Origin of the sequence: Streptomyces sp. NPDC006197, from assembly GCF_040613865.1 — a bacterium.
Classification (GTDB): Bacteria; Actinomycetota; Actinomycetes; order Streptomycetales; family Streptomycetaceae; genus Streptomyces.
In genome coordinates this window covers 42,980-55,566 of sequence record NZ_JBEXSZ010000009.1, presented here as the reverse complement: position 1 = coordinate 55,566, position 12,587 = coordinate 42,980, and the positions used below count along the sequence as shown (strand labels likewise).

At 75.6% G+C, this 12,587-nt stretch carries 12 protein-coding genes and 1 pseudogene; 5 read left to right on the top strand and 8 right to left on the bottom strand.

The annotated features are described in order from the left end of the window. Positions 1-235: 235 nt before the first annotated feature. Entirely contained in the window at positions 236-1,417 is a 1,182-nt protein-coding gene (locus ABZ318_RS04605; RefSeq protein ID WP_356901025.1) for a low temperature requirement protein A, read from the top strand. Between the two features lie 52 nt (positions 1,418-1,469). On the opposite strand, the gene ABZ318_RS04600 is transcribed toward ABZ318_RS04605, so the two are convergent. The 5 genes from ABZ318_RS04600 to ABZ318_RS04580 all read right to left on the bottom strand — a co-directional run bounded on the left by ABZ318_RS04600 (position 1,470) and on the right by ABZ318_RS04580 (position 6,297). Further along, complete coding sequence (locus ABZ318_RS04600; protein ID WP_356901024.1) at positions 1,470-1,655, bottom strand: hypothetical protein; 186 nt, start codon at positions 1,653-1,655, stop codon at positions 1,470-1,472. A 58-nt stretch (positions 1,656-1,713) separates the two neighbouring features. Continuing rightward, positions 1,714-2,097: a hypothetical protein gene (locus tag ABZ318_RS04595; RefSeq protein WP_356901023.1), complete on the bottom strand. Its 384-nt coding sequence runs from the start codon at positions 2,095-2,097 to the stop codon at positions 1,714-1,716. A 66-nt stretch (positions 2,098-2,163) separates the two neighbouring features. After that, a complete protein-coding gene (locus tag ABZ318_RS04590; protein WP_356901022.1) occupies positions 2,164-3,582 on the bottom strand; it encodes an amino acid permease in 1,419 nt (472 codons plus the stop codon). Between the two features lie 66 nt (positions 3,583-3,648). Beyond that, positions 3,649-5,799, bottom strand: coding sequence for a phage holin family protein (locus ABZ318_RS04585; RefSeq protein WP_356901021.1), 2,151 nt, complete (start codon positions 5,797-5,799; stop codon positions 3,649-3,651). 93 nt (positions 5,800-5,892) lie between these two features. Then, on the bottom strand, positions 5,893-6,297 hold the full coding sequence (locus ABZ318_RS04580) for a hypothetical protein (protein WP_093873244.1): 405 nt from the start codon (positions 6,295-6,297) through the stop codon (positions 5,893-5,895). A 110-nt stretch (positions 6,298-6,407) separates the two neighbouring features. On the opposite strand from ABZ318_RS04580, the gene ABZ318_RS04575 reads away from it, so the two are divergent. Continuing rightward, entirely contained in the window at positions 6,408-7,187 is a 780-nt protein-coding gene (locus ABZ318_RS04575; protein ID WP_356901020.1) for an MBL fold metallo-hydrolase, read from the top strand. Then, positions 7,184-7,903, top strand: coding sequence for a VTT domain-containing protein (locus ABZ318_RS04570; RefSeq protein ID WP_356901019.1), 720 nt, complete (start codon positions 7,184-7,186; stop codon positions 7,901-7,903). The genes ABZ318_RS04575 and ABZ318_RS04570 overlap by 4 nt, the downstream gene beginning before the upstream one ends. Here ABZ318_RS04570 and ABZ318_RS04565 read toward each other — a convergent pair. The 3 genes and pseudogenes from ABZ318_RS04565 to ABZ318_RS04555 form a co-directional block, all read right to left on the bottom strand. After that, positions 7,883-8,953, bottom strand: a complete 1,071-nt coding sequence (locus tag ABZ318_RS04565) for an MBL fold metallo-hydrolase (protein ID WP_356901018.1) — start codon at positions 8,951-8,953, stop codon at positions 7,883-7,885. The two genes, ABZ318_RS04570 and ABZ318_RS04565, sit on opposite strands and share 21 nt — an antisense overlap. 76 nt (positions 8,954-9,029) lie before the next feature. Continuing rightward, positions 9,030-10,262: an aminotransferase class I/II-fold pyridoxal phosphate-dependent enzyme gene (locus tag ABZ318_RS04560; protein WP_356901017.1), complete on the bottom strand. Its 1,233-nt coding sequence runs from the start codon at positions 10,260-10,262 to the stop codon at positions 9,030-9,032. Between the two features lie 223 nt (positions 10,263-10,485). Continuing rightward, positions 10,486-10,614, bottom strand: a pseudogene (locus ABZ318_RS04555) (molybdopterin-dependent oxidoreductase); the annotation flags it as partial. A gap of 269 nt (positions 10,615-10,883) precedes the next feature. Here ABZ318_RS04555 and ABZ318_RS04550 point away from each other — a divergent pair. Further along, the gene (locus ABZ318_RS04550) at positions 10,884-11,402 is read left to right on the top strand and encodes a GNAT family N-acetyltransferase (RefSeq protein WP_356901016.1); all 519 of its coding nucleotides are present in this window, start codon (positions 10,884-10,886) and stop codon (positions 11,400-11,402) included. A gap of 90 nt (positions 11,403-11,492) precedes the next feature. Then, positions 11,493-12,329: a methyltransferase domain-containing protein gene (locus tag ABZ318_RS04545; RefSeq protein ID WP_356901015.1), complete on the top strand. Its 837-nt coding sequence runs from the start codon at positions 11,493-11,495 to the stop codon at positions 12,327-12,329. Positions 12,330-12,587: the final 258 nt, after the last annotated feature.

Genomic DNA, 12,587 nt, shown 5'->3' with positions numbered 1-12,587 from the left:
GGGGGACGTTCGTGCTGGTGGTGGGCCCGGAGCCCGAGCGGAGTGCGCCGCCCGGGTTCCGGTGTCCATGAGCATGCCGGGCGGCGCGGAAGGGGTCGATTACCTGACGGGTAATGCCGGGCTGTGGACAACCGCGTCGCCGCTCCCCCGGGTGTGAGTAGTCTTCCCGCCGGGGTGGCCGAGGCCGGTGCTCCGAAGGGGGAGAACGCAGATGACGTGGAACAGGGAACGGGCCATGGTGGCCACAGAGGACGATCACAAGGTGACGCCCGCGGAGCTCTTCTTCGACCTGGTGTTCGTGTATGCGATCACGCAGGTCACCGCCCTCATGGCGGCCGCGCCCTCACCGGTGCGGATGGTGGGCGCGATGGTCGTGCTCGCGCTGCTGTGGTGGTGCTGGTGCGCCTTCGCCTGGCTGGGCAACGTCGTACGGGCCGACTCCGGCGCGCTGTTCGGCGTGCTCGTCACCGCCATGGCCGTCGTCCTGATCGTGTCCCTCGCCGTGCCGGAGGTCTTCGCGGACGCGCCCGGCGGGCTCTCGGCACCGCTGGTGTTCGTGCTCTGTTACGGCGCGGTGCGCGTCCTGCACCTGGCCTCGTACTGGCTCTCCAGCCCGGGCGACGCCGCGCTGCGGGCGACCCTGCGGCGCACGGCCATGGCGTCCGTGCTGCCGCCGCTGATGCTGCTGCTCATCGGCTGCGCGTACGACGGCCGGACCCAGCTCCTGTGGTGGCTGGGGGCGGTGGCCGTCGACTACGGCGGGATCTACGTCACCGGTTCCTCCGGCTGGCGGGTCAACGCCCCCGGGCACTTCGCCGAGCGGCACGGTCTGATCGTGATCATCGCCCTCGGCGAGTCCATCGTGGCGATGGGCGTCGGCGTCTCCGGTTTCCCGCTCTCGTACGCCGTGCTCGGCGCCTCGGCCGCCGGGCTGCTGCTCTCGGCCGGGCTGTGGCGGCTGTACTTCCGGCAGCTCGGCGAGGCCGCCGAGCACCGTCTCACCGGGCTGGACGGCGACGACCGCACCCGCTTCGCGCGGGACGTCTACACGTTCCTGCACCTGCCGCTGGTCGCCGGGGTCGTGCTCTGCGCGCTCGGGATGAAGAAGGTCCTCCAGCAGGTCGCCGACACCGGGCACTACGGCCTCGCCGAGCCGCTGCACGGCGTCGTGGCCTGGTCCCTGACCGGGGGCGTCGGCGTCTATCTGCTGGGCGCCGCCGCGATCGTGCTGCGGACCTCGGGGCGGCGGCCCACCGCCCTGGCCGTGGGCGGGGTGTGCTGCCTGGCGGCGGGCCCGCTGGTCGGCCTCGTCCCGGCCCTGGTGGCGCTCACGGTCCTCGCCGCGGCGGCGGCGCTCCTCGTGGGGCTGCACTCCCGGCGGGGCACGCGGACGCTCGGAGCGGTGGAGGCGGCCTGACACCCGGCCGGTCGGTGCCCGGCGCGGCGGTGGCCGCGCCGGGGACGGGGGTTCAGCGCAGGCGGTCCTCCCGGTGGGCGGTCGGTTCGGGCGTGCGGGCGGGGCGCCCGGAGGTCCGGGCGGTCGGCTCGACGGGGCGGGTGGGCGCCGGGGATCCGGGCTCGGGAGCGGTGCGCCGGGCGCGCGAGGCCTCGGCGCGCAGCAGGGCCTGGAGGACGGCGTACGGGTCGACGGGCATGACGGAACTCCTCGTGGTGCGGGGGTGATGTGGGGGAACTGCGGGGAGGCGGGGCCTCTCAGCAGCGCATCACCACGCACCGGAGCGCGTCGCCGCACGGGGCGGGTACGGGGGCGGGGGCCGGAGTCCGGCGGTGGCCCCGGGGGGCGTGGGGCCGGGGCACGGGCCCGACGGCGCGGAGGTGCGCGCGGTGGGTGCGGGTCCGGCCGGGGAGTCCGGCCACGGTGCCGACCGGGTCGTGGGTCTCGCCGCCCGGGTCGGAGGCCGGGGCGGCGGCCGCGGCGCGCGTCTCGGCGACGGGGAGCGCGGCGGCGGCCCCGGCGCCGAACAGCGCGGCGAGGACGAGGAGGAACGCGACCCACCGGTGCCGGCCCCGGGCCGGGCGCGCCCGGTGCCCCGCCGGGGCGGCGGGCGCGGCGGGCGTCTGGTGCGCGGGGCTCACGGAGATCCGTACTGCCCCGCCGTGGGACCGGTACGGCTCCCCCGGCCGGGGATCCGCCCGAGCGGCCTACGCCAGGGCCCCGGATTCACCGCCCCGGCGGTCACCGTCAGAAGACACCCCCTGAGCGGTGGCGCGCTGCCTGCGGGCCGCCATCCAGGCGTACACGAGGACGCCGGCGAAGAGGAACAGGACTCCCTGGTAGACGGCGGCGTAGCCGGAGCCGGCGACCAGCCAGAGGGAGAAGCCGAAGGCGGCGAGGGCGAGGACGGCGTCGCGGACCAGGCGGGGACGGTGGACCCGGTCGGTCTGTCCGGAGAGCAGGAAGTAGAGCTGCGCGGCGGTCGACAGGAGGTACGGGACGGTGGCGGTGAAGGTGGTGACGAGGACGAGGACCTCGAAGACGCCCTCCGTGCCGGCCGTGTAGTTGTAGACCGTCAGGAACGAGGCGAGGACGACGGTGACGAGGACGCCGACGGTCGGAACACCGCGCCGCTTGACCGTGAACACCTTCGGGAAGAGTCCGTCGCGGGCAGCCGCGTAGGGGGCCTGGGCGCTCAGCAGGGTCCAGCCGTTGAGGGCGCCGAGCATGGAGACCATGGCCATGCAGGCGACGGCCGCGCCGCCCCAGGAGCCGCCGAACATGGCGTTCACGGCGTCGGAGAAGGGCGCGGTGGACGTGACCAGCTTGTCGTGGGCGACGGTGCCGAAGACGGCGAGGGTGCCGAGGAGGTAGACCGCGGCGGCGCCGAGGGTGCCGAGGACGGTGGCGCGGCCGACGTTGCGGCGCGGGTCGCGGACCTCGCCGGCGCTGACGGCGGCGGACTCGACGCCGAGGTAGCTGAAGAGCAGGATCGCGGCGGAGGCGGAGACCGCGCCGAGCGCGCTGCCGTCGCTCGCGTGGAAGGGGCCGAGGTTGGCGCTGTCGAAGAAGAGCAGGCCGCCGACGGCGACGAGGATCAGCGGGACGAACTTGAGCACGGTCGCGACGATCTGTACCGCGCCGACGTAGCGGGTGCCGGCCAGGTTGGCGAGCGCGGGCAGCCACTGGAAGAGCAGGGCGGCGGCGATGGTTGCGGCCTTCGACCCGTGGACGGGGACCAGGACGTCGAGGTAGCCGACGGCGGCGACGGCGAGGGCCGCGTTGGAGACCCAGGTGGTGATCCAGTACGACCATGCGGTCAGGAATCCGGCGAAGTCGCCGAAGGCCTCGCGGGCGTAGACGTAGGGTCCGCCGGTCTGCGGGTGGCGGTGGGCGAGGCGGCCGAAGACGAGGGCGAGGGCGATCGCGCCGAGGGTGAGGACGCCGAAGGCGACGAGGCTGAGGGTGCCGTAGGGGGCGACGGAGGCGGGCAGCAGGAAGATTCCGCCACCGATGATGTTGCCCATGACCAGGGCGGTCGCGATGGGGAGGCCGAAGCGGCGGGCGTGCTTGTCGTCCGTCCGCTGTGCCGCGTCCCGCTGTGGAGTTGTGGTGGCCGTGCTCATGGGGTGGTGCGCCTTCCGTCGTACAAATCCGGACCATCGTCCGGTAAGGGCGAACAGGCGTCCAAATCAGTGGTTTTTGTCCTGCGGGACCGGACCCTCAACCGGAAGAAGTGGTTCCGAATCGTCCGTGGACGGGGAAATCTCCAGAGGACCGAGCGGCACCTGCGGACCCGAGGACTCGCGCAGCCAGCGCCGCAGCACCCGGTGCACCTGCTCCGCCCCGACCAGCTCCTCCCCCGCCCCCACCGGCGGCGACAGGTCCGGCGGCGAAAGGAGGAAGGCGTGCGACTGCTCCCCGCCGAGACCGCCGTGCGAGCCGATCTGCTCCTCGAAGGCGTGCACGCTCCCCGTCGCCGGGTCGTACATGGAGTTGACCATGATGTCCGCGACGTGCGGGAAGCCGTCCGTGCGCCGCACCGCCCGCGCCGCGCCCCGCCCGAAGACCGCGAGCGGTCCGTCGTCCGCGAGCTCGGCGACCGGCACCTCCGCGCCGTCGCGGGCGAGCACCACCGAGCCGTGCTCGGCGCTCGCCACCAGCACGAAGCCGATGCCCGGGTGGTGCGCAAGGGTGCGCAGGAGGGCCGGATGACGCCGGTCGATCTCCTCCCGGGTCATCCGGTGCGGCACGTCGGGGAAGGAGACGAGCCCCAGATTGCCCGAGGCCAGGACCACCGGCTCGGAGGGCCGGGCGGGCAGCTCCCGGGCCGTCTCACCGCTCTCGTCCACCGGCCGGTGCAGCGCGCTGCGCAGCGCGTCCCTGGCCGCGTCCCGTGCCTCCGAACCGCTCCGGGTGCGCCGCACGCGGCGCGGCACCGGCAGCCCGCACCCGGCCCGTACGAGGTCCTTGAGCGTCAGCCCGTACGCCGACTCGAAGGTCTCGCCGGGGCTCTGCCCGTGGTCGGAGAGGAGCACGATCCGGTACGGACGCGGGGCGTGCTCGGCGACGGTGGCGATGAGCGCGATCGCCCGGTCGAGGCGCGCCAGGACCTGGTCCGTGTCACGGCCGTGCGGCCCCGAGTGGTGCGCCACCTCGTCGTACGCGACGAGGTCGGCGTAGACGGCGGTCCGCCCGGCCAGCATGTCCCCCATCACGGCGGAGACCACGACGTCCCGCTCGACGACCGTCGCGAAGGCGCGGACGAAGGGGTACGTGCCGCCGCGCGAGACCCTCGGCGTCTCCCGGCGCAGCCGCGCCCGCGTCGACTGGTACACCTCCCGGACGCACTCGGCGACGAGCGATCCGGCGGTGCGGACGGCGTTGGCCGGGTCGGAGAAGTACGCGAAGTAGCCGGCCCGGGAGCGGTTGCGGCGGCCGCGCCGGGCGGCCATCGACAGGACGAGGGCGAGCTGGTCGGCGCCGCCGCTGAAGAGGTTGCCCCGGGAGGCCCCGTCGACGGTGAGCAGACCGCCGTCCCCGGTGCGGCGCACGGCCCTGCGCTGGAGCTCGACGGCGCTCGCCGGGCGGTTCGACACCATGAGCCGGCCGGTGTCCTTCTCGTACCAGCGGAAGGCGGGCACGTCCTCGTTGGAGCCGTGCAGGATGCCGAGCTGGCTGGCGCCGGTCTGGCTGGACCAGTCGGTGCGCCACGGGGTGAGCCGGTGGCCGGCCTCCAGCCATCCCGCCACGGTCGGCATGAGGCCGTCGGCGACGGCGCCGCGCAGCACGTGGTGGCCGACGCCGTCGAGTTGGAGGAAGACCGTGCCGGGCACGGACCCCGCCGTGTCGCCGGGGTCGCGGGGGCGGGTGCGGCCGGTGAGCCGGTAGAGCCGGCGCCGGTAGGCGTCGTCGTCGCGGACAGCGAGGGCGGTGGAGGTGGCGGAGGCCACGGCGGACATGACGGCGGCCACCGCGACCGCGGTCTCGGGGTCGGCGGCACCTCGCCCGTCGGGGATCAGCCACAGCGCGACGAGCAGCAGCGAGCCGTTGAGGAAGAAGACGAGCAGCCCGAGGACGAGCGCCGGGACGAGGAGCAGCGCCCGCACGATCAACGGCCAGACGAGCGCGCCGAGCAGACCGAACGCGCCGGCGGCCGTGGCGGCGGTGAGGGCGGTCCTGGTGAAGCTGTCGCCGTCGGCGGACTGGAGCTGGAAGTCGGGCAGCAGCCCGGCGAGGAGGAGCATGGTGAGCGTGGACACCGCCCAGACCAGGAGCACCCGCGCCAGAGTCCTGCCCGCGGACCGCCAGCGGTCGGCGCCACCCCATCGCCCGTCACCCACGCCCACTTCGCCTTTCGCCCGTTTCCTGCCCCAAGCGTGGCACAACGGCCGCGATCGGGCGTGGGAGGCGGGAACCCCGCCGGGGACGGGACGTCAGGAGCCGTCGTACCCGGCGGTGGGCATCGAGAGCCGCCGGTGCACGCCCGCCTTGGCCGCCTTGTCGTACGGAGGTTCGTCAAGTCCGACGGTCTCCACCCGCACACCGCGCCGCTCGCACTCGGCGCGGAAGCCCGGAACGGAGGTCAACGCGCGGGCGAGGACCCGTTCGTTGGGGGCCACGAAGAGGTCCACCGTCCCGGCCTCCACATCGGCCCAGAGCGCCGCGTGGTCCGGGCGGATTCCGTAGCAGAACAGCTGGCGGGCGAGCACGTACCCCTTGTCGTCGGCCCAGCGGGCACACACCGCGTGCTGGCCCCGCGTGTCGACCAGGAAGGGGTCGCTGTCCAGCTCTTCGAGCGGGGTGAGGCTGGCGATCGCCGCCACCCGAACGTCGTCCATGGACCGACCCTACTGCCGGAAGGTGACGCCCGAACATCCTCCGGAGCGCGCTCCGGACAATTACCCTCGTTACGACAGACGTCTGACGAGACGGACAGCGGAAGGGCGGCATGCCGGTGGAGGTCACCTGGTGGGGGCACGCCACCTGCACGGTCGAGGACTCCGGGGTCCGCTTCCTCACCGATCCGCTGTTCGCGCGGCGGCTCGCGCACCTGCGCCGGCGGCGCGGCGCCCTGCCGCCGCCCGAGGCCGCCCGCGCCGAGGCCGTCCTCGTCTCGCACCTGCACGCCGACCACCTCCACCTCCCCTCGCTCGCCCGGCTCCCCCCGGGGACGCGGATCCTCGTGCCGCGCGGCGCGCCCGCCGCCGTGCCGGGGCTGCGCAGGCTCGACCGGAACGGGCTGCGGCTGACCGAGGTGGAGCCGGGTGACGCGGTGACGGTGGAGGGCCTGACGGTACGGGTCGTCCCCGCGCTCCACGACGGGCGGCGGCTGCCCGTGGGACCGCACCGCTCCCCCGCGCTCGGGTACGTCGTCGAGGGCGAGGCGCGCACGTACTTCGCCGGGGACACCGGCCTGTTCGACGGCATGGCGGACGCGGTGGGCCCGGTGGACGTGGCCCTGCTGCCGGTCGGCGGCTGGGGTCCCTACCTCGGGCACGGCCACCTCGACGCGGGGCGGGCGGCCCAGGCGCTCGCCGCGCTCTCACCGGCGGCGGCGGTGCCGGTGCACTACGGCACGTACTGGCCGATCGGGCTCGACGGGGTCCGGCCGCACGAGTTCCACGCGCCGGGCGACGAGTTCGTCCGCCACGCGGCCCGGCTCGCGCCGAAGGTGGCGGTCCACCTCCTCGGCCACGGCGACCGGGTGCGGCCGGAGGTCGCGCGGTGATCGGTGGACTCGTGGGGGCCGTGCGCGAGCTGCCGCCGGAGTCGACGCAGCAGGCGGTCGGCTATCCCTCGCTGTTCCTGCTCGTGGCGCTCGGCGCGCTGGTGCCGATCGTGCCGACGGGCGCGATCGTCAGTTCGGCGGCGGTGGTCGCCTTCCACCAGTCCTCGCCGTTCTCGCTGCTCTTCGTCTTCCTGGCGGCGGCGTTCGCCGCGTTCCTCGGCGACACGGTGCTGTACTGGCTCGGGCAGCGCGGGGTCCGCTCCCGCAACGGCTCGCGCTGGCTCGCCGCGCTGCGGTCCCGGGTGACGCCGGAGCGGCTCGCGCACGCGCGGGAGCGGCTCGACACGCACCAGGTGTCGGTGCTCGTGCTGTCCCGGCTCGTGCCGGCCGGCCGGATCCCGGTGATGCTGGCGTGCCTGCTCGCCCAGATGCCGCTGCGCCGCTTCGCGCGCGGGGACGTGGCGGCCTGCCTGGCGTGGGCGGCGACGTACCAGCTGATCGGGATCCTGGGCGGCTCGCTCTTCCCCGAGCCCTGGCAGGGCGTGGTCGCGGCGGTGGGTCTGACGGTGCTGGTCAGCGCGGTCCCGGCGCTGTGGCGGCGGCTTCGGGGCTCCGGGTCTCCGTCGGGGCACGAGCACCGCGAGGGCTCGCCCGGCGCGTCGGGGCACGAGCACCACGAGGGCTCGCCCGGCGCGTCAGGGCACGAGCACCCGTGACCCGCCGACCGGCAGGTCCCACAGGTCCTCGCGGGGCAGACCGGCCTTCTCCCAGGCGGCCCTGACCCGGGTGAGGGGTTCGAGGACCGGCTCGGAGGACAGCACGAACGTGGCCCAGTGCATGGGCGCCATCCGTCGCGCGCCGAGGTCCTGGTGGGCGCGGACCGCCTCCTCGGGGTCGGTGTGGACGTCGCTGAGCCACCAGCGCGGGGCGTACGCGCCGATCGGGAGCAGCGCCAGGTCGATGCCGGGGTAGCGGCGGCCGATCTCGGCGAACCAGTGGCCGTATCCGGTGTCGCCGGCGAAGTGGATCCGGCGCCCGGCCCGGTCGGTGAGGACCCAGCCGCCCCACAGGGAACGGCAGGTGTCCAGGAGCGTGCGCTTGGACCAGTGGTGCGCGGGGACGAAGTCGAAGCGCACCCCGTCGAGTTCGGCCGCCTCCCACCAGTCGAGCTCGGTCACGCGGCTGAACCGGCGGCGGGTGAACCAGCGGCCGAGTCCGGCCGGGACGAAGACCGGGGTGTGCCGGGGCAGCCGCTTGAGGGTGGGGCCGTCGAGGTGGTCGAAGTGGTTGTGGCTGATGACGACGGCGTCGACGGCCGGCAGGTCCTCCCAGCGGACCCCGACGGGGGTGAGGCGGGCCGGCGTGCCGAAGATGCGGCGGGACCAGACCGGGTCGGTGAGAACGGTCAGCCCGCCGACGCGCAGGATCCAGCTGGCGTGCCCGGCCCAGGTGACGGCGAGGGTGTCGGGTCCCGCGGGCGGCAGCGGGCCGGGCTCGAAGGGCAGCAGGGGGATGTCGCGGAGGCCCTCGGGGCGGGGGCGTACGGCTCCCTCGCGGGCGAGGCGCGCCAGGGCCCGGACGCCGGGGAGGGGCGCGGTGAGCCGGTCGGCGAAGGTGCGGGGCCAGTCCTGCCGCAGCCGGCCGACGGGCTGCAGTGCGGGCTCGGGGGCGGGGGGCCCGGCCTGGCCGGGAGGCGCGGCCTGGCCGGGGTGGTGCGGGGCCGGGGCCTGTCCGGCCCGGGCGGGAGGTGCCGTCCGTTCGGTCATCTGCGGGCTCCGTTCCGCTCGTGCTCGGCACATCGTGGAGGGGCGGTGGTCGCGGGGCGCCGGCGCCCGGGCCCGGTCATCTGAGCTCCTCCAGGGCTCCTCCGAAGTCCTCCAGCGCGCGGGCGACGTGCGGCAGTTCCACGGGGTCGGACGCCCCGAGGGCCTCGGCGCGCTCCTCCTCGGTGGCACCCAGGAACATGCCGGTGCCGAACCTGACGCGCAGCGCGCCGAGTTCGTCGCCGAAGCGGTGGCCGCCGGTCGCCGGGGCGCCGAGCCGCGCGGTGAGGTGGCTCTCCAGCTCCAGGGAGTCGGTGACGCCCCGGGCGGCGAGCCCGGCGCGCAGCGGCCCGAGGTCGGCGTAGAGGTGGCGGCCGGCCTGCGGCGGCCGGGCCAGGGCTCCGGCGGCGAGGACGGTGTGGTGCGCGGCCCCGGCGAGCCGCCCGTGGACGGCGGCGGCGCGCCGGGCCCGTACGGTGACGTCCTCGGGTTCGTCGAGGGCGTGGGCCATGGCGGGGGCCACGGGCCCGGGGACGAGGGCTCCGAGGGCGGTGAGCACGTCGAGGACGCGGGCCCTGCGGTCGGTCCAGCGGTCGGCGCGGGACGGGTCGGTGGGCGGGAAGCGGGCGACGGCGCAGGGCCAGGCGGCGGGGGTGAGGGCGCCGCCGAGGTCGGTGAGGACGGTGACGTCGTCGGGGCACATCTCGGCGGGGCTGAGCAGCACGGCGCCGCCCGGCTGGTGGAGGGTGTCGCGCCAGGTCTCGTCGCTGACGACGTGCAGGCCCTCGGCGACGGCCGCCTCGCAGGCCTCGCGGACGAGTTCCGGCGCGGCGACGGTGGCGGTGGGGTCGTCGGCGACGGAGAGCAGCACGACCCGGGGGTCGCCGCCCTCGGCGCGGATCCGGCGGACGGTCTCCAGGAGGGCGTACGGGTCGGGGACGCCGCCCGCCTCGGCGGGCGTGGGCACGTGGTAGGCCGGGCGGCCGAGGAGCCGGGCCTGCGGGGTCCACCAGGCGGGGCAGGGGCGGGGCAGCAGGAGGTCGCCGCCGTGGGCGGCGATCAGGGCCAGGAGGAGCGCGGGGGCGCCGGGCGCGGCCACCACGTCCTCGGGGTGGGTGCGCAGGCCGCGACGCCACCAGTAGCCGGCGGCGGCCTCGCGCAGGACGGGCCCGCCGCCGGGCGGTTCGGGGGCGGTCCGTCCGGCGGCGGCGGCGAGCAGCCCGGCGAGTCCGGGCAGGACGGGGAGGCCGGTGTCGGGCGCGGGAGGGCCGTAGCGCACCGGCCCGCGGCCTTCCGGAGCCGTCTGCCGCATGTCCCGTACCTCCTGAGCGCGCGGGGGCGCCGGCGGGCACCCCCGTGCCCTTTATACGAAGATTCGGGCGTTCTCGCCCCTTCAGGCGACGGTGACCGGTGACGCACGCCCGCGTGTGGCGCACGATCCGCTCCGGCCGGGTGTTCCCGGCGGCGCCGGTGGAGGCCTCACGGTCCGCACGGGCGCGAGGGCGGACCGGGGCGCCGTCGACGGGCCGGACCGGGTGTCCGGGGTCGTACGGGAGCGGCTCGCCGTTCGTCCCGTACGCGAGGATCACGTCGTCGAGCGCCTGGGCGACCGGCTCGCCCTGCTGGGCGGCGTAGGGGCCGCGGCTGTTTCCGGCGCATCCGATCGGGGCCGTACGGGTGACGGAGGGCAGGTCCCGCGGCCGCCCGCAGGTGAAGCGGACCGGGCCCCGACCGCGGAGCCCTCCGGAGGGCGGGCGGTACGGGCGGGGCGCGAGCTCTCCGGAATGCGGGGGTGGTGCGGGCGGGCATCGGGGCCCGGAATGCGGCGGCGGTACGGGCGGGTATCGGGTCCCCGGAATGCGGGGCGGTACAGGCAGGCATCGGAGCCCGGAATGCGGCGGCGGTACGGGCGGGGGCCGGGTCAGAATGCCGCATGCCGATACGTGAAGCGCTTCCCGAGGACGCCGCGGCCCTCGCCGCCGTGCACGTCCTGTCCTGGCGGGCCGCCTACCGCGACCTGCTCCCCGGCCCGTATCTCGACGCCCTGGACGTCGAGGAGCGCGCCGGCGTCTGGCGCGCCCGCCTCGCGGCGCCGGACCGGCCCACGGTGCTGGTGGCGACGGGGGACGGCGGGCGGCTCGTCGCCTTCTCGTGCTTCCGGCCGTGGCCGGACGGGGAGTTCGCGCCCGGGAGCACGGCCGAGCTGGCGGCGCTGTACGCCCTGCCTGAGGTCTGGGGCACGGGTGTCGGGCGGGCGCTCATGGCGGCGTCCGCCGAGGCGCTCGTCGCGGCCGGGTTCCGGGCGGCGGCACTGTGGGTGTTCGCGGACAACGCGCGAGGGCGGAGGTTCTACGAGGCGGCGGGCTGGCGGCCGGACGGGACGGCGGTACGGGAGGAGACGGGCGGCCGGGTCCTGGAGGAACTCCGGTACCGAAGAGCCCTGTTGGAATGACCCTTTGTCCACATGACAAGACACGGGTCTCATCATCCGGCCATCGTGCGTACGGTGGAGGCACGCACCCACACCGAGGGAGTCGCTTCGATGACGCACGCCTCCGCGCAGCCCGCGGCCTCTGAGACCGCCGTCTACACGCATGGCCACCACGAGTCGGTCCTGCGCTCGCACAGCTGGCGGACCGCCGCCAACTCCGCCGCCTACCTGCTGCCCGAACTGCGCCCGGGCCTGGACGTCCTGGACGTGGGCTGCGGGCCCGGGACCATCACGGCCGACCTGGCCGCACTGGTCGCGCCGGGCCGGGTCACCGGGGTCGACACCGCCGAGGACGTACTGGCGAAGGCCCGCGGAGTCGCTTCCGAACGCGGCCTGACGAACGTGGAGTTCAGGATCGCCGACGTCCACGCCCTGGACTTCCCCGACGACTCCTTCGACGTCGTCCACGCCCATCAGGTACTGCAGCACGTCGGCGACCCGGTCCAGGCGCTGCGCGAGATGCGCCGGGTGTGCCGGCCCGGCGGTGTCGTCGCGGCCCGCGACAGCGACTACGGAGCCTTCACCTGGTTCCCCGAGCGGCCCGCCCTGGACGGCTGGCTGGACCTGTACCACCGGGTCGCGCGCGCCAACGGCGGCGAACCGGACGCGGGACGACGACTGTTCTCCTGGGCCCGGCAGGCCGGCTTCACCGAGATCACGTCGACGGCCGCCACCTGGTGTTTCGCCACCCCCGAGGAGCGGGACTGGTGGAGCGGCCTGTGGGCGGACCGCACGACCGCCTCCGGCTACGCCGAGCTGGCCGTGGACGGCGGGCACACGACCGCCGCCGAGCTGGAGTCGATCGCGGAGGCCTGGCGGGAGTGGGGCGGGCAGGAGGACGCCTGGTTCATGGTCCCGCACGGCGAGATCCTGTGCCGGGTGTCCTGACGCCCGACGACGGAATCGGACCGCCTCAGTCCCGGAAGAAGTCGTGGAACCCGAGGCAGTCCGGGTCCTGGAAGGGACAGCTCGGATGCGGGGTGCGGTCCGGCTCCGGCCGGGCGGGCTCGGGATCAGCGGAGCCGGCCGCCGGCGGCGGCAGCTCGAACCCACCGCACAGGCAGGCGCCGCAGGCACCGGAGAACCGGGGCTCGGAATGGCGGAAACGCGGGTGGCCGCACCGGCACTCGGCCGTCGCCCAAGTCG